19 protein-coding genes and 2 riboswitches are annotated in these 21,235 nt (G+C 41.5%); of the genes, 3 read left to right on the forward strand and 16 right to left on the reverse strand.

Annotation, left to right across the window (positions count from 1 at the left end; all coding sequences use genetic code 11):
* Positions 1 to 93: 93 nt before the first annotated feature.
* On the forward strand, positions 94 to 1,053 hold the full coding sequence (locus HUE98_RS13945) for an arsenic resistance protein (protein ID WP_241421228.1): 960 nt from the start codon (positions 94 to 96) through the stop codon (positions 1,051 to 1,053).
* Positions 1,054 to 1,202: 149 nt separating this feature from the next.
* Here the strand turns inward: HUE98_RS13945 and HUE98_RS13950 are convergent, their stop codons facing one another.
* From HUE98_RS13950 to HUE98_RS13975, 6 genes are all read right to left on the reverse strand, one after another.
* Positions 1,203 to 1,958: a prolipoprotein diacylglyceryl transferase gene (locus tag HUE98_RS13950; protein WP_241421229.1), complete on the reverse strand. Its 756-nt coding sequence runs from the start codon at positions 1,956 to 1,958 to the stop codon at positions 1,203 to 1,205.
* A gap of 3 nt (positions 1,959 to 1,961) precedes the next feature.
* Positions 1,962 to 2,207, reverse strand: coding sequence for a hypothetical protein (locus HUE98_RS13955; RefSeq protein WP_241423604.1), 246 nt, complete (start codon positions 2,205 to 2,207; stop codon positions 1,962 to 1,964).
* Positions 2,149 to 3,894 (reverse strand): dipeptide ABC transporter ATP-binding protein, encoded by a 1,746-nt coding sequence (locus HUE98_RS13960; RefSeq protein WP_241421230.1) that lies wholly within the window; start codon positions 3,892 to 3,894, stop codon positions 2,149 to 2,151. Before HUE98_RS13960 ends, HUE98_RS13955 begins: the two co-directional genes overlap by 59 nt.
* 28 nt (positions 3,895 to 3,922) lie before the next feature.
* Positions 3,923 to 4,831: an ABC transporter permease gene (locus HUE98_RS13965; protein ID WP_318036500.1), complete on the reverse strand. Its 909-nt coding sequence runs from the start codon at positions 4,829 to 4,831 to the stop codon at positions 3,923 to 3,925.
* 89 nt (positions 4,832 to 4,920) lie between these two features.
* Positions 4,921 to 5,907, reverse strand: coding sequence for an ABC transporter permease (locus tag HUE98_RS13970; RefSeq protein ID WP_318036501.1), 987 nt, complete (start codon positions 5,905 to 5,907; stop codon positions 4,921 to 4,923).
* Positions 5,908 to 6,068: 161 nt separating this feature from the next.
* Positions 6,069 to 7,700: an ABC transporter substrate-binding protein gene (locus HUE98_RS13975; protein ID WP_241421231.1), complete on the reverse strand. Its 1,632-nt coding sequence runs from the start codon at positions 7,698 to 7,700 to the stop codon at positions 6,069 to 6,071.
* A 391-nt stretch (positions 7,701 to 8,091) separates the two neighbouring features.
* Between HUE98_RS13975 and HUE98_RS13980 the strand changes: the two genes are divergently transcribed.
* On the forward strand, positions 8,092 to 8,511 hold the full coding sequence (locus HUE98_RS13980; RefSeq protein WP_241421232.1) for a MarR family winged helix-turn-helix transcriptional regulator: 420 nt from the start codon (positions 8,092 to 8,094) through the stop codon (positions 8,509 to 8,511).
* A 114-nt stretch (positions 8,512 to 8,625) separates the two neighbouring features.
* A complete protein-coding gene (locus HUE98_RS13985) occupies positions 8,626 to 10,551 on the forward strand; it encodes a heavy metal translocating P-type ATPase (protein WP_241421233.1) in 1,926 nt (641 codons plus the stop codon).
* Positions 10,552 to 10,751: 200 nt separating this feature from the next.
* On the opposite strand, the gene HUE98_RS13990 is transcribed toward HUE98_RS13985, so the two are convergent.
* From HUE98_RS13990 to HUE98_RS14035, 10 genes are all read right to left on the reverse strand, one after another.
* A complete protein-coding gene (locus tag HUE98_RS13990; RefSeq protein WP_241421234.1) occupies positions 10,752 to 12,380 on the reverse strand; it encodes an ABC transporter substrate-binding protein in 1,629 nt (542 codons plus the stop codon).
* A gap of 490 nt (positions 12,381 to 12,870) precedes the next feature.
* Positions 12,871 to 13,287 carry a Fur family transcriptional regulator gene (locus HUE98_RS13995; protein ID WP_241421235.1) on the reverse strand — a complete coding sequence of 139 codons (417 nt, stop codon included), beginning with the start codon at positions 13,285 to 13,287 and terminating at the stop codon, positions 12,871 to 12,873.
* A 74-nt stretch (positions 13,288 to 13,361) separates the two neighbouring features.
* Positions 13,362 to 14,177: a TIGR03943 family putative permease subunit gene (locus tag HUE98_RS14000; RefSeq protein ID WP_241421236.1), complete on the reverse strand. Its 816-nt coding sequence runs from the start codon at positions 14,175 to 14,177 to the stop codon at positions 13,362 to 13,364.
* Positions 14,178 to 14,183: 6 nt separating this feature from the next.
* Positions 14,184 to 15,803: a permease gene (locus HUE98_RS14005; protein ID WP_241421237.1), complete on the reverse strand. Its 1,620-nt coding sequence runs from the start codon at positions 15,801 to 15,803 to the stop codon at positions 14,184 to 14,186.
* 5 nt (positions 15,804 to 15,808) lie between these two features.
* Positions 15,809 to 16,792 (reverse strand): CobW family GTP-binding protein, encoded by a 984-nt coding sequence (locus tag HUE98_RS14010; protein WP_241421238.1) that lies wholly within the window; start codon positions 16,790 to 16,792, stop codon positions 15,809 to 15,811.
* Positions 16,793 to 16,924: 132 nt separating this feature from the next.
* On the reverse strand, positions 16,925 to 17,359 hold the full coding sequence (locus HUE98_RS14015) for a hypothetical protein (protein ID WP_241421239.1): 435 nt from the start codon (positions 17,357 to 17,359) through the stop codon (positions 16,925 to 16,927).
* 36 nt (positions 17,360 to 17,395) lie between these two features.
* Positions 17,396 to 18,028 carry a CbiM family transporter gene (locus HUE98_RS14020; protein ID WP_241421240.1) on the reverse strand — a complete coding sequence of 211 codons (633 nt, stop codon included), beginning with the start codon at positions 18,026 to 18,028 and terminating at the stop codon, positions 17,396 to 17,398.
* Between the two features lie 126 nt (positions 18,029 to 18,154).
* Positions 18,155 to 18,631: a hypothetical protein gene (locus HUE98_RS14025; protein ID WP_241421241.1), complete on the reverse strand. Its 477-nt coding sequence runs from the start codon at positions 18,629 to 18,631 to the stop codon at positions 18,155 to 18,157.
* A gap of 208 nt (positions 18,632 to 18,839) precedes the next feature.
* Positions 18,840 to 19,035: riboswitch (cobalamin riboswitch) on the reverse strand.
* Positions 19,036 to 19,315: 280 nt separating this feature from the next.
* Positions 19,316 to 20,122: an ATP-binding cassette domain-containing protein gene (locus HUE98_RS14030; RefSeq protein WP_241421242.1), complete on the reverse strand. Its 807-nt coding sequence runs from the start codon at positions 20,120 to 20,122 to the stop codon at positions 19,316 to 19,318.
* A gap of 4 nt (positions 20,123 to 20,126) precedes the next feature.
* Positions 20,127 to 20,867 (reverse strand): energy-coupling factor transporter transmembrane component T family protein, encoded by a 741-nt coding sequence (locus HUE98_RS14035; RefSeq protein WP_241421243.1) that lies wholly within the window; start codon positions 20,865 to 20,867, stop codon positions 20,127 to 20,129.
* 91 nt (positions 20,868 to 20,958) lie between these two features.
* A riboswitch (cobalamin riboswitch) is annotated at positions 20,959 to 21,153 on the reverse strand.
* Positions 21,154 to 21,235 lie beyond the last annotated feature (82 nt).

Genomic DNA, 21,235 nt, shown 5'->3' on the forward strand with positions numbered 1-21,235 from the left:
ACAACAAGTCTGGTACCGTTAGACTATAATTAGAAATAATTAAAAAGGATACGGTGACATATGAACACATTAGAGCGGTTTCAGTAGCTTTTTATGATAGTTGCAATTTTCATCGGGCTTGGACTGGGACAAGTAAATAGCATTACTGCCCTGGCTTCTTTCTTTATTGTTCCTTTTCTAATGGTAATACTCTTTGGCACTTTTCTTCAGATAACTTTTGCCAGCTTAAAAGAAGGTTTTATGAACATAAAAGCTGCAGGGTTAAGCCTGGCCATTAATTTTTTATGGACGCCTCTACTGGCCTTCGGCCTGGCTTACTTATTTCTGCGGGATGCCCCTGATATCTATACTGCCTTAATTATGGATATGGTCACCCCCTGCACCGACTGGTACCTGGTTTTTACCAGCATTGCCGGCGGCAACCTGGCCCTCTCCACCGCCCTGCTCCCCTGGAACCTGCTTTTACAGCTGGTTCTGCTTCCCGTTTACCTGTTAATCTTTGCAGGAACTGTGGTAGAAATACAGCCATTATTTTTTCTGCAGAGTTTTTTTCGAGTGCTGATCATTCCTTTTATGCTGGCTGTGTTATCAAGAAAAGTAATCCTAAGCCTTAAAGGGGAACAATGGTATCAAGAGAAAGTTCTAAACTACATCGGAACCTTACAGGCAACCTTCCTTATCCTGGCAATTACAGCCATGTTTGCCTCCCAAGGAACTGTTTTAATCGAAAACTCAGATATTTTACTACGTCTCTTAATTCCCGTCACCCTCTTTTTTATAATTAATTTTTTAGTAGGCCAAGCTGTGAGCCGCATTTTCAAATTAACATACCAGGAAGGTGCAAGCTTAATTTTTACTACCCTGGCCCGAAACGCCCCCCTGGCAATTACTATTGCCGCTGCCGTTTTCCCTGAACGCCCTCTTATTTCCCTGGTTTTAGCCGTTGAATCCCTGATTGAACTGCCAATTCTGTTCGTAATATCCCAAATCATGCTTTTCATCCTCCGGAAACAATGGTGGCCGGAACCTGAAATAACAAAAGATAGTTTTTAGCAAAAAATCCCATACATGAACATACCTTTGCATATGAAAAAACTTTCAACACAACCCAACGAATGGTTACCGTTAAAAGTCTCATTTCCCGACTCAGGTTACAAAGACAGGATGATTTCTCTACAATTTTTCTAAAGATATTATACTTATCATACATGTTGGCTTCGTTTAAACATCCACCAGCCTAAAAGCATCAGGGCCGGGGTCATAAGCTGAGTTAATGAGATAAAGCCTGCGCCCCAAGCTTCGTTAACATAACCCCAAAAAGGTAGGGGCATTACCCGAAAGGTTTCTTCAATAAAACCCCGGAAAAAAGAATAAACAAGAAAAAATGCCCAAAAAAAGCCGCCGGGTTTATAACTGCGGTTTCGCACCAGATAGTTATGAAGTAAAAGCATGCTGAGACCGATGAAAAAACCATAAATTTGAGCGGGATGTCTTTCAAAAGGCAGCAGTTCTGCGGTACGCCCCAGCAGTTCCTGGTTGAAAATATTGGCAATACGGATCAGCATATAAGTTATAGATATTCCGGGAACGGTCAAGTCTAAAATATTTCCAAAATCAAAACTGTACCTTTTAGACATCACCCAGGCTGACAAAATACCTCCCAATATTGCCCCATGGAAGGCCAATCCACCATGATCCACCCGAATAATCTCCTGAGGATTGGCAGAGTAAAAACCCCAGTTGGTAAGAACAAAAAGAGCCCGGGCACCAACCAAAGCTCCCAGGATGGTAAGTATAGTTATATTTAATAGATTATCTTCATCCATTCCCATCTTCTTACCATTACTCAAAAAAAGATGGGATCCTATAACAGCAGCAATGGACATCATAAGGCCATACCAGTGCACTGTCAGGGGGCCTATGGTAAATATTACAGGATTGATTCCTTCAATAAACATTTTTTACCCCACCCATAACTCTTTGTATAATTCCTTTAACCATATAATTATACTTTTACTTTCCCCAGACGTCAATGTCTCCCCGGGATTCCCCATATGTCTTTCCCTACTTATGTTCAAATTTTTACACTGCTTCGTTCTCTCCAACTGCACTAAAGAAACACAAGAAAAGACACAAAATGTCCCTCCGTTAATGTTCATGATGATGATGGTTATGGTGATGATGATTCCTGTGGTTATGATCTCCAAAGGCTGCCTCCATCAGTTCTTTGGTATGACAGCAGCAGGGATCGCTAAACATCCGGCGGGAAGAACCAGATTCCACAATTTCCCCATCCTTCATCACCATGACACGGTCCGCCACCTTTCGGGCCAGATCCAAATCATGAGTAATAAACAGCATGGCAAAACCCTGGGAGTTCTGCAGGCCCTTCAAAAGCCTTAGCAGGTTTGCCTGGGTAGAAGGGTCAAGCATAGAGGTAATTTCGTCCGCCAGCAGCAGGGCCGGTTTCATAACCAGGGCCCTGGCGATAGCGACACGCTGCCGCTGCCCCCCACTCAACTCAAAACAATATCTCTTTAAAAAATCTTTCCCTGATGAAAGTTGAACTCTTTCCAGTGCCTCTTTCACCCTTTGAATCCTATCCTGTGAACTGCTGATTTTATTGATGTCCAAGGGTTCCCGCAGGACCTGCTCCACAGTTAAACGATGACTGGTGGAGGAAAAAGGATCCTGCATAACAATCTGAATACCCCCCTCCTGCCGGGTTACACTATCGTTAAACTTTTCACCCTGAAAAGTAATATCTCCCGCAGTAGGTTTCATCAATCTCCCCAGCATTTGAGCTACGGTAGACTTGCCGGACCCCGTCTCCCCAACCAGGGCAGCTACTTCTCCCTCTTTAACGAAAAGGCTCACTCCCTTTACCGCCTGCACCACCCGTTTCTTCAAGCGGTATTCCTTCTTCAAGCCTTCAGCCTCCAGGACGGTTACAATACCTCCCCGGTGGCAGGCCACCCGCCTTTCACAGCAGGCCTGCTGAAGTTCAGGAACTCCCTCCAGGCAGCTCTCCAGACCCTGGGAACATCGCCTTTGGAAAGAGCATCCCCTTTCCTCTCCGGTAGGAGGCTCACCAGGAATCCCCCACAAGTCCTTATAAGCAAAGTAATGGGGCGAAGAATTGATAAGCCCTCGGGTGTATGGATGAAAAGGATCATCTAGAAGCTCTCCCGTGAGACCTTCCTCCACCACACGACCACTGTACAGCACCAAAAGCCGGGAGGTAAGCCGGGAAATACAGGATAAATCATGGGATATAACCACCAGGGTAAACCCATACTCCTTTTGCAGCCTCTCCAATAAGTCAATCATCTCTTTTCGGGACACAGGGTCCAGAGATGTGGTAGGTTCATCCACCAGCAGCAGTTCCGGCCTGCAGGAAAGAGCCATGGCTATCAGCACCCGCTGGCGCATACCTCCGGAAAGTTGATGGGGGAAAGCTTCTTTCCACTGTGGATCCAACCCTACCAACTCTAATAGTTCATCCACCCGGGACTCCAGCTCTTTGCCCTTAAGAAGAAGATGTTTTTTAATAGGTTCTCCCACCTGTTTCCCTATATTTAAGACCGGGTTTAAAACCTCCAGGGAATTTTGAAAAACTAGAGCAATGTGCTTCCACCGCAGCGCCTCTTTTTCCTTATCATTGAAAGAAAGAAATTCAGCGCCTTTAAAATATGCGGTTCCCTCCACCGGGTCTTTCCCGCTGATCAAACCCATCAGGGCCAAAGCCAGTGTAGTTTTACCGCTTCCAGACTCCCCAATAACGCCTAAGGTTTCCCCTTTTTTTAAAGAAAAAGAAACCTGCTGCAGCGCTCTTACAGGAGTCTCCTCTGCCTGGTATGTAACACTTAAATCTCGAACCTCCAGCACACCCATGACTTTACCTCCCTCACGGTTATTTCCCTTATTTATTTCCCTTTGCCACCCTGGGGTCGGCAATTTTCTCCAAATCTCTGCCGAACAGGGCCAAAGAGGTAATTAGTAAGGTTAAAAATGCCCAGGGATACATCAGCCACCACTTCCAGAAGGGAGTAAAATAGATTCCTCGAAAATTAAGGGCATGATTAATAATCAGCCCCCAGCTTTTGGATGTGGGATCCCCCAGCCCCAGAAAGGAAAGGGCTGCTTCCGTTACAATAGCCATTCCCGAAAGGCGAATCATACTGACCGCCAGGATTGGAAAAAGCTCTGGCAGAAAATGTTTAAAAATTATATACAAATCCCCAGCTCCATAACTCTCAGCCATCTTAATATATCCCTGTTCTTTTAACGACAAAACCTGAGCACGGATAATCCTGGCCGGATGAGACCAGGAAAAAAGGGCCAGGACAATAATAATATTTCTTAAACTGGACCCGAAAAAAGCAGCCAGAATAACCATAATGGGAAGATCCGGGAGCACAATCATGATGTCAATCAAGCGCATAATAATCCGCTCTATCCATCCTCCCCGGTAACCGGCCCAAATACCAATAATACCGCCTCCCATTCCCGCCAGAAGAGCAGTTCCTAATCCCACCAAAAGACTAACCCTGGCCCCATAACAAATCTGAGACCAAAGATCTACTCCCAGTTCATCAGTTCCCATAAGATGATCTCCCCCCGGGGGCACCAGCGCAGGCCCCGAGGACACATTATGGGGGAGCCAGGTAAAAACAGGAGCCCCAACAGCCATAATGACCATAGCCACGATAACTGCAAACCCCACCTTTCCAAAAATAGAAAGGCTCTTCCAAAACATTATCCCTTTTTTTAACAATTCCCCGGATGCCTTTAATAGAATCTGAGGAATCATAGTCTGGGCTTGAAACATAATTACGCTCCAGTTAATTTATTTTTCTAACACTAATTAACTTAATCCATTTTAAAAAATACACGCTATTTATGATAATTTATTAAAAACTATTCCTGCCCCCGGGTTCGAGGGTCCAACACCTTGTACAGCAAATCTGCCAGCAGATTGGCCCCTAAAACACCAAAAGCCAAAACCAGAAATATTCCCTGCAGCAGAGGATAATCCCTCACAAATACTGCTTCTCTCATCAGCCTTCCCAGACCCGGATAGGCAAAAACATTCTCCACTAAAACGGCTCCCCCTACCATGGCCCCCATCTGCAGGGCTATCCGGGTGACCAGAGGCAGCAGTGCATTTCTTAAAGCATGGTAATAACGGATTCTTCCTTTAGAGAGGCCTTTGGCCCGGGCAGTACGGATATAGTCTTTCCCCATCACCGTGGTGAAAGTATTCCTTACCAGCAAATAAATTCCTCCTGCCCGGGCCATGGCCAGGGTAACTATGGGCAGTGCGGCATGATGGAGGACATCTTTTATCTGCTCCCATCCAGTATAATTAGCAAAGTGGCTCATAGCTCCAGCCAGGGGAAACAAACCCATCCCTGCCGCAAAAATAATTAACAAGACAATCCCCAGCAGAAAAGCCGGTATTTCGGAAAACACAATCATAGTTAAATAAAGGCTCTTATCTTTCCAAGACTCCCGATTAAAAGCAGAAAAACTCCCCAGTACAATTCCCAAAAACAAACTTAAAAAGGTCGCCCCGCTTACAATCATCAGAGTCCAGGGAAGCCTTCGCATTATGATGGAGGATACATCCTCCTTGTAATAATAACTCATTCCCATATCTCCCTGAACCAGGCCTGTAACATACCTGACATACTGTTCCGGCAGGGGCCTGTCCAACCCGTAATACTCAAGAAAATACTGACGCTGTTCAGCAGTAAAGGCCCACACCTCTTCTCCTCCCTCCGCAGAAAGATGAAGAAAAGGATCTCCTGGCATCATGCGGGGAAGCATAAAATTTAAGGTAATAATAACCATAAAAGTAAGAATATATTCCATTATACGGGAGGTCCACCCTGCGTTTTTCACATCAATACCCCTTAGAAATGCTTTTTTAAAAAAATTGTTATCCTTTAATTAATCAATTTAAAGCCTTTCCTGGCTTATTTTATTAAAGCCAGGAAAGGCAGAATACTAAACCTATAACAGCACTTTTCAGTAGAACAAAATATGGTTAAAACAGAAGGTTATCATTTTTCCAGGAAAGACAACTTGGCATGGGTCATCACTGCATGATCAAACATAAAGGTCCACCCATCGTATTCATCGGGTCTGAAAACATAAATATAGTAGTTATTATATAATGGAATTTCCGGACAATCTTCCGCCAAAACCTCCTGAAGATTGTATATAATCTGCTTCCGTTTTTCACGATCCGTTTCCTTTAGCTGGTCCTCACAAAGCCGGTCTACTTCAGGATTTACATATCCCTGATCAGACCCCAGGATACCTGTGGCTGAACCACCGGCGCCCTCTTCCAGTTCACTGTAATACCGGGTCCTTAAATAGTCAGCATCTAACCCCCAGGCGCCCATGGATAAAATAGCTATTTCGTAATTCCCTTCGTTAGCCCGGGCATCCCGGGACTGATTGTCTACAGCCACCACCGTTAAATCAATATTAACCTTGGCCAGCTGTTCTTTCAGCAGTTCTCCCACACGGACTTCAGCCCCCTCTGATACTAAAAGCTCAAAGGAGAGACTACCCTCTACCCCTGCCTCTTTTAATAATTCTAAAGCTTTCTCAGGGTTATAATCATATTTTTGCAGATTTGAATTATACCATTGATGGTCTATGGGAAGTATTCCAGGGCTGCCGGGCTTTGCTGCCCCCCGCTGTATTTTTTGAATAATATCCTCTTTATCTATTGAATAGGTAAAAGCCTGCCGGAACTCTTTTTTCTTAAACAAATCATTTTTATTCATGTTAAAACTAATCATGGTCCCAGCCAAAGCGGGGCTTTCCAGTATAAAAAACTCTTCATTGTTTTCAAAGCGACCGAGAAGATCTGTAGTAATCCTGGCAATGCTAATATCTCCGCCTTCAAAAGCCAGAATCTCGTCACTCACCGGCACCATTTCTATTACATCAACCCGCTGCTTAGGTCCCCAGTAATCTTCGAAAGCCTCGTAACGGTAAGTGCCATGCTCTTTGCTGTAATCGGTCAATATAAAAGGTCCGCAGCCAATAACTGAACCCTCATCTGTAAAACCATAAGGATCATCAACATCTTTCCATATATGTTCTGGAATGATTCTCAACATTCCTGCTTCACAGTAAAAAGTTGAGTTAGGTTCAGAGGTAACAATCTTTACCTGGTAGTCGTTGACCGCCTCTATTTCTTGAATATAACCGGACTGGGTAATCACCTCTCCGATAAATACCGGAGGATGCTCCAGGTAATATTGGAAGGAAAATACCACGTCATTTGCCGTCATTTTCTCCCCATCGTGCCACTTAACCCCTTCCCTTATGGTAATGTCATGGGTTTTTCCGTCCTCACTAATTTCCCATTTTTCCGCTAACCAGGGGATACACTGATCCTCGTCAGGCTCCAAAAGAGAATCAAAGACATATTTCATAACGGTACCCCTCATTCGGGGAAGATGTCCAAAGGGAGAAGGAAATCCAGCATCTCCCCCTTCAAGTATTACGATTACAGGCTCCTTAGGTGTTTCAACCTCTCCATTTTCCAATGCCGCTTCATTTGAAGTAGCATCCCCTTCAGTATCTCCATTACAACCCACCAACAAAGATAAAATAAGAAAGATAACCATTAACAATACAGCTGCCTTACATGAAAAACTGGACTTCAAAAACAAAACATCCCCTCCTCTTTTTTAAAACTACAAAATAATTTTAGCTATTTAAAACGACTAAATTATGCAAAAAAACACTTAAACAAGTCTATGGTATTACGCAATTTTTGTTTGTAACACTATCATATTTATTTCTACAAAATTTCTAATTATCCTGCCAAATATTTATAAATTTTTTATTTACCTAACAATACAGCGAAAGGTTAATTATTTTGAACTACAGCACTAAGCCGTGGGGACAGTTAGCTGCAAGAGTCGCTGTAGGCAAAACCTTTTTAAAATCATTGAACCACTTTAATATTTTAGTTGACAGCAGAAAACACTTCGGATATTATATTACTTGAATCTCAAACAATATTAATATCTTACTATATTATATTCAAAGGAGATTGCCATGAAAGATTTAGAACAGCTTACCGATGAACTGCTCTGTTTTTTTAACGGTTTCGCTTCCTGGGAAAGCTCTGTAATTCGTTCCAGTGATTTAACAGTTTCCGAAGCCCATGCCATAGAAATACTGGGACAATACGGAAAAATGAACATGAAACAGCTGTCCCAAAAACTAGGCGTCACCACCGGAACCACCACTGTTACCGTAGACCGGTTGGAAACCCGGGGTTATGCCCGCAGGGAATCCATTAAGGAGGACCGGAGGGTAAACCTCATCAGTCTGACCGATAAGGGAACAAAGGCTTTTGAAGAACACCACCGTTATCACCTCAGCTTGACAGAACAGATGATTTCTACACTTTCCGATGAAGAGAGTTCTTTACTGTTGGACATGTTAAAAAAAATAAACCGGGAGGTCTTTTAAGGGTGCCAAAGAGGGGGATTGTCAGAAGAACCGTCCCCTTAGCACATGCTCTTAACACTTGACAGCAATCAGATTTAATCCGTAACTAGATTAGAAAGGAAGTGTTCAGAACTTATGATCGGAAGGTATACTGAGGTAAAAAAATATAAAGAACTGCTGCAAAAAAAAGAGTTTTATACAATTTCATTAGGGCTGTTGTTAATAATACTCTCATTTTTATTGGGGGACATTAAAACAACCTTCCCTTTGGCTAATCTGCTAGCCCTTTCTGCCGTCACCCTCCTGGGCGGCCCCATTATTGTTGAAGCTGTTCGGGGCCTTCTTCGAAAAGAGGTTAATGTGGATGAACTGGTCAGCCTGGCCATCATCGCTTCAGTTTTGGCCGGAGAATACCAGGCAGCTGCCATAGTGGCACTTATCATGGTGCTGGGCTCACTGGTGGAACAGTTTACTTCCCAAAAGGCCCGTTCGGCTATCCTATCCCTGATGGAGCTTAAACCAGAAAAGGCCAGCCTGCTCCGGGGTAAAGAAGAGATTTCCATATCCATAAAAGAGCTTACTCCCGGGGACATTGTGATTGTAAGGGTTGGGGATAAAGTTCCCGTAGACGGCTTAGTGGCACAGGGAAACGCCTTGCTGGACCAAGCCTCCCTTACAGGGGAATCCATGCCTGTAGAAAAAAACCCCGGAGATGAAGTTTTTGCCGGAACGATAGTTCACTCAGGCCTGCTGGAGATTAAAACCCAAACTATAGGAGAAAATACTGCTCTGGGGAATATGGTTCGACTGGTCCAGAAGGCGGAAGAACAGAGGGCTCCTATCGTAAGGACAGCGGACAGGTATGCCCGGTATTTTACTCCGGTAATACTGGCCATTAGCCTGACAGTATATCTTTTTACCGGAGATTTTCACCGTTCAATCACCGTACTGATTGTGGGGTGTCCCTGTGCTTTTATCCTGGCTTCTCCCACTGCTATTGTTTCTGCTTTGGGAAATGCCTCAAAGAAAGGGGTGCTGATTAAGGGAGGGGATATCCTGGAGGAAGTATCTCGGGTAGATACCCTAATATTCGATAAAACCGGGACCCTGACTACCGGCAGGCCTGTTGTAACAGCCATCACACCAGTGCCGGGGATATCAAAGGAGCATCTTCTTTCCCGGGCCGCCGCCGTGGAAAAATGTTCCCTTCATCCCCTGGCCAAAGCTGTGACAGCTTCAGCAAAAAAAAGAAATCTAACACTGCACAAAGCCGAAAACATAATAAACCTTCCAGGAGCAGGGATCGAAGCGCAGGTAGAGAGTCATAAAATTTTTGTTGGTTCCCCCACGCCAGAGGAATTAAACCTGTTAACAGAACAATATTTTGAAATAATGGACTTAGAGAAAATTCTATCCGTGAAAGAAAATGATTCTCTGCTGGGATTTATTCACCTGCGGGAAGAACTGCGTCCAGAGGTTCCTGCAGTAATAAATTCCCTTAAGAAAACAGAAATTAGTCAAATATATATGCTGTCCGGAGACCGGCAGCAGGCTGTCTGTACAACGGCTGAGAAAGCAGGAATTATAAATTTCATGGGGGATATGCTGCCGGAGGATAAATTGGTTTTTCTAAGGAATATTCAAGAAAAAAACGCCCAGGTAGCCATGGTGGGAGATGGAGTAAATGATGCCCCCTCCCTGGTCACCGCCAACGTAGGAATCGCTATGGGAGTAATGGGAACCGATGCTGCCATTGAGTCTGCAGACATCGCTTTAATGGGAGATGATTTGACCAAACTACCCTTTCTGTTTCTTTTGGGAAAACAAACAGTCAAAACCATACATTATAACATCTTCTTTGCCCTGTTCTTTAACCTGTTAGCCCTGATTGCCTCAGGCAGCGGTCTGCTAAACCCCGTAACCGGCGCCATCACCCACAACATCGGGTCAATCCTGGTAGTGGTAAATTCAGCACTGCTTCTCAGGTTCTCAGAAAAAAAACCTGTATTAATCCATAAATACTCCCAAAAACAAGTCTCCAGACAAGTCCCCGTAAAGTAAACTCGTTTCAGCAAGCTAAAAAAATCGGGGAATCAGGTGGAGACTCTACTCCAACTGATTAAAAGCCCCATTTACGCTAACGCTTGGAGGTTGGGGTCTTAAGTTGTCAAGGGGACAGTTCTCCTGACAATCCATAAAATAGCATAACCTTGGTTGTCGGAAGAACCGCCCCCTTGACAATTCACTATTTTTCCTGGAGCCTATTCTCTTGTAAGATATGACAGCTTGCTGTGGCTCAAAGCGTGATGGTCAAACATGAACATCCAACCATCGTAATGGTCCGGAGAAAAGACAGTATATCCGGTGGTGTTGTATAAAGGAATTTCTGGAACATCCTCTGACAAAATTTTCTGCAGCTCAAAAATCATATCTTTCCTTTTCTGTGCATCAGTCTCCTGAATCTGTGCTCTAAGAAGCCTATCCACCTCATCGTTAACATAACCCGGTGTTCCACTGTACCAGTGGCTCAATTCGCTGGAAAAACGAGTTCGGAGATAGTCAGGGTCACCACCCCATCCCCCATGTCCCACCAGGGCTATCTGGTATTGTCCCTCTGCAATACGGGAATCTCTGGACTTCATATCCACTGACTCCACTTTAATCTCAATTCCAGCTTTTGAAAACTGCTCTTTTAATAATTCTCCAATACGTACTTCAGCGTCATCTCCCACCAGCAGTGTAAATGACAGATCGTTATTTAAGTTTTCCTGCTCAATAAGCTCTCTGGCCTTATCAGGGTCAAAATCATATTCAGAAACATTGGGATTATACATTACATGGTGCCGGGAAAGTATACCGGGATTACCAGGTATAGCTGCACCCCTTTCTATTTTGTCTATAAGTTCTTGAGAATCTACAGCGTAAGAAAATGCCTGCCTGACTGCTTTGTTAAGGAATATTTCATTGTTTTCCATGTTAAATATAATTCTATACCCCCAAAATCCTGGGCTTTCTACAACACTGAATTCTGGATCATTCTCAAACCTTGACAATAAATCAGTAGTTACTGAGGTCTGATCTATTTCTCTATTCTCAAAAGCTAAGATGGAGTCACTTACCGGCACAAATTCAATTACATCCACCAAAGGCTCAGGGCCCCAATAATCCTCAAAAGCCTCAAAACGGTACGTTCCATGCTCCTTGTTATAATCAGTCAGGATATAGGGGCCGCATCCCACAACAGCCTCTGGTTCCAGATACTCCTGGGGATTATCTACATTTTCCCAGATATGCTTTGGAATAATCCGTGCTGTACCCGCCTGCTCCAAAAAAGTAGCATCGGCTTCCGCTGTAGTTATTTTAACCTGATAAGGAGATACCGCCTCCATTTCCATCAAAAAACCTTTGTCCGACATAATACTCCCAATAGATACGGGAGGATGTTCCTGGAAATAATTAAAGGAAAAGACCACATCCTCAGCAGTCATCTCAGTACCATCATGCCACTTCACCCCCTGCCGCAGATTAAAAATATAGGTTTTCCCATCATCTTCAATATCCCAGCTCTCGGCCAGCCAGGGGATGAATCCTTCTTCATCTTTTTCCAGCAGGGAATCAAAAACCAGACGCATTTTAAAAATTCCGGGGCCCCTGGAATAATGGGTGTAAGGGGAAGAATAACCCCAGTCCCCGCCTTCTAAACGTATCACCAATGGTTCCTTATTTTCCGGTTCCTCTTGAGAGATATCTTGATCCGAAGTATCTGCCGGCCCTTCGGCACTTTCCTTTTGACATCCTGCAGCGCTGAACATGACAAGTAAAAGGGCTAATAAACAGAACAATACACTTTTTACTATAGGTTTAAACACCTTCCTGGTAAAAAAAATCATAATTGAACCTCCTAATATTTTCTGCCTTACGTTTCTCTTTCCAAACCTCAAATGGTTCTTTTCTAATCTTCTTCCTCCTCTCACGCTATATTGACCTTCATGGCCTGATTATAAAAAATGATAATAAATAAACACAAATAACAGGGTACTACTAATTTTATTTTCGTATTACTTTTCAACATTTATTTTAAAAACCCTTTTTTTTTAATATTATATTTCTAATCCCTCTTTTACCGGTTCTGGTCAAACTTTAATCTGCAAATTCAAATGGCTTTTAAATAGTTGGATGACCTTACCTTTACTTCTTCTAAAAAGAAAAAAATCAGTAAGTGGTAACTTACTGATTTTTTCAACACAAAAAAGGATACTATTTTCATTTAAAAAGAAATGCGCACCTTCAAATTCAAAAAAAATAAATTATTTTGCCGAATAAACTTTTTTACTATTTAAGCTCTCCCCTTTACACTCTAAAATATTACAAGTCCACTAATTAACGGGCACATTTATCACACAGGCCTCTAATAAATATTTCTTGTTCCTCCACAGTGTAACCTGGCCTGAGCTCTGAAAGCTCTGGAATCTTCATTTCTTTTATACATTCCACGATGCCGCAGGACTTACAAACAAAATGTGGATGATGTTCCTCCCCGTTTTTAGTATCCGTCAGGGCAAACCGCCAGATCCGGTCACCGGTTTCCACTCGGTGGACAATGCCTGCCTTCAAAAAAGCATTCAAGGACCGGTAAACACTTACAAAATTAAAATCAATCTCCAATAATTGATTGGAAATTTCCTGCTGTGACAGCGGTTGTTTTGTTTTCAAAAGAAGCTTAATTAGAGCTATTCTTCCAGGGGTACACTTAAACCCATTTTTTTGTAACATAGAACGAGCAGTATCTGAGTTCATCAAATTCACCTTCAGTCAAATTATACAGCACCTAAATTATATCACAAAATAGTCTACGTAAAAGATACTTATTCCTATTCTGTGGGAAAAGGATAAATATACTCCCATTGTGGTTTCTCCACCTCCTCCACACTCACCAGCTCAACTATGGGTAGAGTATCTCCCATAAATTCATCTTTTTTTAAAATCCCTTTTACTTTAACCCAGGTATCTTGTTCCAGGTGTAAATCTTCTTCATCGCGAACCAAAAGGCCAATCACCTGCATATCTGCTGCACAGCATACCATGGCAAGGCGAGCCACCACAAATTCATTTTTTGTATGTGTATCATCTCTATATACAAATCCTACCAATTCTATTTCTTTATCCACATATTTTTCTATTTCATAGTATATTACAAAAAGCCAGCTGTAATAATTTGTATCATCTAAAACAATACTATCCTCTGTCTGGATTTCTTCCCACTCCTTTATATCTAACTCTATATCTTGGACAACATGCTGATCATCTTCGAAATACTCATCATAGTCATCCTCTTGTACCTGCCGATTCTCAGACCTGCCAACATTTATTTCTCTGCCGGGAAGATCAGATGACTGAATGGAAACCGGCGAAAAAGCTGCCAATGTAATTAAGGGAAGAAAAAAAAGTGCAAAGGTGGTAAAGCTTGTTTTCTTCCTGGGTATTCTAAAGATTTCGCCAAAGGTTACCACTGCAACAATAAACATAACCACCATGCCCAGCTTCACATAAATAACCATTTTAGGATTTATATAAAGATAAATCTGGCCTGAATTTATCGATGTAAGTAAAAAAATAAAAAACCCCAGGAGAACAACAATTTTAAGCAGTGCTTCAATATTTATAATACGTTTTTTAAAAAAATTCATTTTTCATTATCCTCCCATAATTAAACTAAAAGTTAAAAGGACACAAAAGGAAATAATTATTATAATCACCACCAAACGTATGACAAAGGCTTTTCTAAAACCGCTTAATAGCATCATAAGGTTTTTAATATCCAGCATAGCTCCAAAAACCATAAAACCTAGAACAGAAGACAGGTTAAATGTATTGGCAAAATTCATGGCAATAAAAGCATCGGAAGTTGAACATATTGAAAGAACAAAGGCAAAAGACATCATAGTCAACAGAGACCCCAAATTAGTCCCGCTGAAGAGTAAAACGGTCTCTCTGGACACATTGGTTTGAAGAAAAGTTGAAAAAGCTGCTCCAATTATTAAATACTTCCCCACATCAAAAAATTCGGTGCCAGCGTGGGAAATGACTCCCTTAATTTTATTCAGCAGGCTGCTTTCTTTATCTCCATATTGACTGCAGTAAGCGCACTGGCAGTACCCCATACCGGGATCTTCCAAGAGCAATTTTTTCCGATATGGAAACAGTAAAAACACACTACCTACAGCTAAAGCGATAGTTATCCCTAAGATTATCCTCCATAGTGCCACCTGCGGCTGCAGTGGAAAGGCATAAAATGTTGACGCAATTACTACGGGATCCACAATGGGAGAAGCCAACAAAAAGGTAACTGCTGCTGCCAGAGGGATCCCTTTCTGGACCAACCTCCGCATTACCGGAATAATAGCACAATCACAAACGGGAAAGAATACTCCAGCAATCACTGCTGCTCCCATGGCCAGATAAATTCTCTGAGAAAAAATTCTGTGAATCAAAGATTCTGGAATAAAAATTTGAATAAGTGCAGAAATTAATACCCCTGCCAACAAAAAAGGAAAAGCTTGCACCAAAATACTGACAAATATAGTATTAAACGCCTGTAACTGTCTCAGCAGCCCTTGGTCCATCCCCGAATTAGCTGCCCAAATAGAAATAAATGATAGAAGAAAGGGAATATAAAGAATGAAAAAAGCAGCCAGATGGTCCACGGTAAAACGAAAACCAAATTCCTCAGACTTAAAATAATCTAATTCAGAAAAATCACCTGTATCTTCCCATGAGGGAACTAAATATAACTCTGCATTACGATTTAATTTTTCTACTTGTTTTTTAATCCGGGAGTACTCTTTTTTGTTTTCTCCTGCCAAATGTGTAAACACAATATAGCCGCTTTTAGCCAGGGGTTCCAAGAAAATATTCCCCAGGTTAAGAGCATAACTTTCAAAGGTAGAGGCATTAACTACATTAACAATCCCATGAATATAAATATTTTTCCGCAGCGGTTTTTTTTCCAGCTGCTGCAGCAAAGGCTCCAGCAGTAACATCCCATTATATTCTATTATTATCCTGGAGGGTTTATTTTTTTCCAGTAATTCATATAAGTCTTTATCATTGGGCCCCTCTTCCCCCACTGCCAAATTTTCAGTTATCAGTCCTGCCTGTTCTTTAGAACTCTCCCATATGGTACCCTCACCCACTTCATATTGGATAAGCAGCACCCGCTCCCCCTGAGAAAGGCAGTGGTGAATCATCCGGTTTATTAAAGTAGTTTTTCCTGAACCTAAAAACCCTGTAATGATATCTACCGGTATAGACATTTTTTTTACCTTTCTACTTGAAATAACTGCTTTAATTTTTCTTTTTGCAGAGACTTTCCAATTACTGCAATACGCCCGGTATAAGTGGAGGAGGTATCCTGCATCCCTTTTTCTCCCGGAACAAAATCAAACAAAACCCAAGAGCCTCCGTTAACAGGAAGGATCCCTTTAGCCCTTAAAATCGTGCCAAACTCCCGGCTGGTATCCAGGGCATCCAATATTTCCATCAATTTTGATTTTTCGAAAATAACCGGGGTCTCCACCCCCCACACATCAAATACCTCATCGGCAGTATGTTTTACCCTGGAGCCCGACGGTTTTTTAAAATCCTCAATAGTTCCCCCCAAAATGCCAAAAACCCTGTCCAGGTCAGCAGCACTTAATATGTTTTCTTCCTGCAGTGGTTCTGCTGCAGCAGTTATGTCTCCTGCAGTAATCTGCTCCCATGGTGTAGTGACGATTCCAGCGCTGTTGTTTATAGTTTTTATGCTGTCTACTACAACTTTCAAATCCTTTGAGTTTACCTGCCCGGTTCTGCTCAAAACCACCATGCGGGCATTGCCAATTTGGTCTCGGTAGAACTCACCAAAATTTTGTAAATACATTTTATACTTCAATACATCTACCACAGCAATGAGCAAATTTACTTCCAATTGGTATTTTAATTCTAACTTTTTTACCGCGCTGATAACTTCCGACAGCTTGGCCACTCCAGAAGGTTCAATAACTATCCGTTGAGGGCTGTAATCCTTTATAATTTTCTCCATAGAATCCACGAAATCTCCCACCAAAGTACAACAAATACAGCCAGACATAATTTCTTTTACATAATAGGAACCCTGTTGAAGAACGGGACCATCGATACTTACTTCCCCATACTCGTTCTCAACTATAGCTAGTTTTTCCTGATAGAACTCCTCTTTTAAAAACTTTTTAATTAATGTAGTTTTTCCAGAACCCAAGAATCCAGAAATAATGTCTACTTTCAATATCTTCCTCCTGTAATCATATAATTCTTATACGAGAATTATACTGTTTGCATGAACTTTTTTCAAACGATAAATTCAAAAAAAGCCAGGGGCTTTTATAGTTCCTCTGGCTCTCTTATTTTAATTATAACTTTATAATTGCTTACGTGCATCCTCTTTCTTTTTTACCCGATTATTGAAAAAAACAGCAACAGCCACAAATCCCAGTAACACTAAAGCTATTGTTACAGCCCTGGGGAGTAACTCACCATGGGAATCACCGGTTTTCCATTCTGCCCTGTGTCCTAAACCGTCATCAGCTACCACCAGGACATCTCCCCGGTCTAAAGGATACTGAAAATGTCCGTTTTCATCCAGGCTTCCCTTAGCAATTTCAATGCCTATGTCATCATACACAACAACTTCGGCTCTTCTGGCGATTCGTCCCCCGTCATATATAACCTTAACTATACCTTCCTCCACCTGCTCCACAATCATTCGATGGGCGTATACCGGCGCAGAGAGAAGAAAAACCATTAATGTAGTTAAAAGAAAGGAAATCAAAAACCTCTTAAAACCTTTGTGCATTAACAAATACCACCCCTTTATCTCCCGGTGCTGTCCCTAGATTGATGAATTGTTTGTAACAGATACTCCAGGGATCTTAAGCATACTAGGCCTGGAATTATATAAAAACTTAACAGCATAACCTGTAATCAAACCCTCTACCAAGATTAAAGGCAGATGACCGGCAATTAAAAGGTTTACCACAGAGAAAAACCCATCGGCAAATCTCTGGTCACTTAACAATAAAAATGAAATCAACAGCACCAGCGTACCTGCAATGGCCACCCCTCCTGACAGGGCTCCCCCCAAAAAAACAGAACGTTTTTGAATACTTTGAAACATTTTATGAACCACCAGTGCCGGCAAAGCCAGCATAAGAGTATTGGCACCCAGAGTAGAAAGGCCCCCGTGCTGGAATAATATAGCTTGGAGCAGCAGGCCCACAAAGAATGCCAGTGGAGCCCGCCTTCCTAAAATTATACCCAAAAGCCCTCCCAGTACAGGATGGATAGTTGAAGGCCCTACAGGAATGCTTATCAAAGAAAGAGCAAAAAAACCTCCGGTCATCAAACTTATCATAGGGATCTCTTCCTCCTGGACCCCTTTAAGAGAATAAGCTACCAGAACTCCTGCGCCCGCAAATGCTGCTGCTGCTACCGGCAAGCTTAAAACACCATCGGCTAAATGCACTTCATTACCTCCTCTTAAAACGTATAGACATCACTGCCACTTATAAAACAGAAGCATTAATGTAATGTGGAAATTGCAAAAGACATTAAAACTGTTACCTTATCTCATCAATTTCTTATCTAACACCTAGTGGTCGTCTTCATACTCAACCGGGTTTTTAGCCGTAAGCTCATTTCCGCTGCTGTCTAACACTTTCAAGTCAAACTCAGAGGGAAAATGCTCAAGAAACACTACATACTCCCCTGCTTCCGTTATCTCAAAGGTAATAGTTGTTTGATCGGGGTTTAAAACCAAGGTATAACCATAGTCCGGCAGAGCTATAAAATCACCTCCGGGCTGAATCTCTGTTATATCCTCTTCTTCCAAAATATGATGAGCATGATGAGCAATATCCTCCATATCTCCTTCATTCAATACAAAAGCTATATCGCAAGAGGGATCACCGCTTTCCATAAATTCCAGGTTATAAACGCCCAATTCAAAAGTAAATTCACCACTCCATTCAAATGGTAAATCCCCATGGTCATGACCATGATCGTCCCCACAGCCGGCAAAAGCCAATAAACTAATTAGGATGACAAACAATATACAGTATTTTTTCATTTTTTAAAAAATCCCCTCTTTCTTTTTTAAATAAATAATAATTATTGCCTATAATACCATCATCATAGTGCTGTAAATTATTAAATAAAGAACCACCTCCTAAAAAATTCCATCTTTCACCATAATAAAAAAACCTTTATACCCGTAATGGGTATAAAGGTCTTAACATCAATAAAAATAAAAACTACCCCCATACACCGTGGGTACTTTAATAAAGAGAAAACAAGCAGGTCTCCTGACTTAGGTTCATCACACTTTTACGCCTTCCCGGCAGAGGTTAAAAGATTACCTCTACTGCCAGTGGCTGTATGTGTAAAAGGCTCACCATCACAGTGACGGGATCGTGCTGGACTCTCACCAGCTTCCCTTTTAATTCCGCAAAAACTCGTTTCCTTATATATTCAATTATTAATTAATATATTAAACTTACACTTACTTCCTTCATAACACTGCTAAAAAATCTTACTTCTATAATACAATAAATTATGTGTAATTGCAAGTGAATTGCATTATTTAAATTTTCTATCTACTCAAAAATTTTAAACATTTTAGTATACATTTTCAAATGTCCCCTGAGATTATAATATAAAATAATCTTTTTTATATTACCTTTTTCATGTTTTACATCAGTATCAATTGAGCTTTAGATTTCCCTTTTAAGATTTTAAAGTTGGACTAAAAATTTTAAACCTTTTGGATATAAAACTTAATTACATCTACCGCTTCTTCTGCATTCCGGGGTTTGAATCCAGTGCCTTTAAAAATCTCCGCCAGCATGGGAACTTCCAAAAATGCCTGAAGCATCAATTCCCGATCTGTTAACAATTCCACTTCTCCCGCAGCCAACACTTTGCCCTCTTTCATAATAATCACCTGATCAGCCCAGGTAAAAGCCAGGTTAACATCATGGGTGCTGAGAATCAAGGTGGCTCCTTTTGAATTTAAATCGTTTAAGATTTCCACCATTTGACCGGTAGAATAAGGATCCAGGCCGGAAAAAGGCTCATCACAAACCATCATTTCCGGTTCCATGGCCAACAGTCCCGCTATGGCCACTTTCTTTTTTTGACCCAGGCTTAAATTATAAGGGGGTTTGTCCTTTAAAACTTCAATGTTTACTCTCTTCATGGCACTTAAGGTTCTAGATAAAACCTCTTCTTCTGAAAGCTTTAAATTCCTTGGCCCGAAAGCAATATCATTAAATACGGTGGTGGAAAAAAGCTGATTATCGGGATTATCAAAAAGAAGTCCCACCATTTGTCTAATCTTAGATATATTCTCCTTTTTTAGGGGATAACCCATTACTGTAATCTGTCCCTGTTGGGGCAAAAATATCCCGTTTAAGTGGTAAATTAAAGTGGTCTTCCCGCTTCCATTAGAACCCAGTATCGCTGTTTTTTTGTTTTTTTCTATTTTCAAATGGATCTCTTTCAAGGCTTCAGTACCATCGTCATAATTATAGGTAAGGCCTGTTATATCCACAGCATTCATTTAATTACACCACCTGTTCTATAACGATTAAAAATACAACTACAAACACTGTAACTATAGTTTTTATCATATCCATGGAGGTAATAGGGGAAGGACTGCTTACGGGCATTTTCCCCTGAAAACAACGGGAGGACATGGCTCTATAAACATGTTCAGAGCGGTCCACAGATTTTATAAAAAGCCCCCCCGAAAGTTCTCCATAAACTTTTAAAGCATTGATATGAATACCACCAGAAAAAAGCCGGGAGGCCAGTGCCCTTTGAATACTCTTAATCTCCTGCATAAATAAAAATGTGTAACGATAAGCCAAAAACAAAACAGTGATGATTATATAAGGCACTTTTAAATGATATAAGCCTTCCAAAAACTCTTCTATGGGCTGGGTCACCAGCATAACAATCATAGCAGTCATGGAGGCTAAGGCTTTCAGAGATAGTAACGCCGCAAAATAGTAACGGTCCATTGCAGGGGGAAGCCCTCCCCCCAAAATAATGGGCACAGACATTAGTGCTAAAAAAGGCACCAATAGTAAGAGTTTTTTCATCAGGAAAGAAAAAGATAATCCCATAAGTAGTGCAGAAATCAATGCAAAAAACAGAGCAGCTAAAACCAGTACTGGAGTATTTAAACTGACCACTCCAAAAACAAAAAGTAACGCAGCAGCAGTTTTAGCCCGAGTATCCCAGGCCCGCCCCCAAGTATTTACCCCAGCAATATGATTTCCTTTAAAATGATATCGGCCCAAGTGAATCAGCTCCTTAAAAAAAATAACCTTTATCGACGTAAGGATAAAGGTTTTTAGTAGTGTAACTCCTTTAACCCATGCACCGTGGGTATTTGGAAACAATTGACTGACAGGTATCCTGGCTTTAGGTTCATCAGCTGCTTACGCCTTCCCGACAACAATAAACAAGTCCTTGTCAGTGGCAAATGTAAAAAGCCTCGCCTTTACAGTGACGGCATCGCGCTGGAATTGCACCAGCTTCCCTTATCTCCCCTCTGGAGAGAAATTCATTCAACATTTATATATGAAATTTAATCAACTTATTAAGTACATGCTATGTTCATTATAATATTATATTTGCACAAAAAAAACAAGCTTATTTATGTCAA

Source organism: Candidatus Contubernalis alkalaceticus (genome assembly GCF_022558445.1).
Taxonomy (GTDB): domain Bacteria; phylum Bacillota; class Dethiobacteria; order SKNC01; family SKNC01; genus Contubernalis; species Contubernalis alkaliaceticus.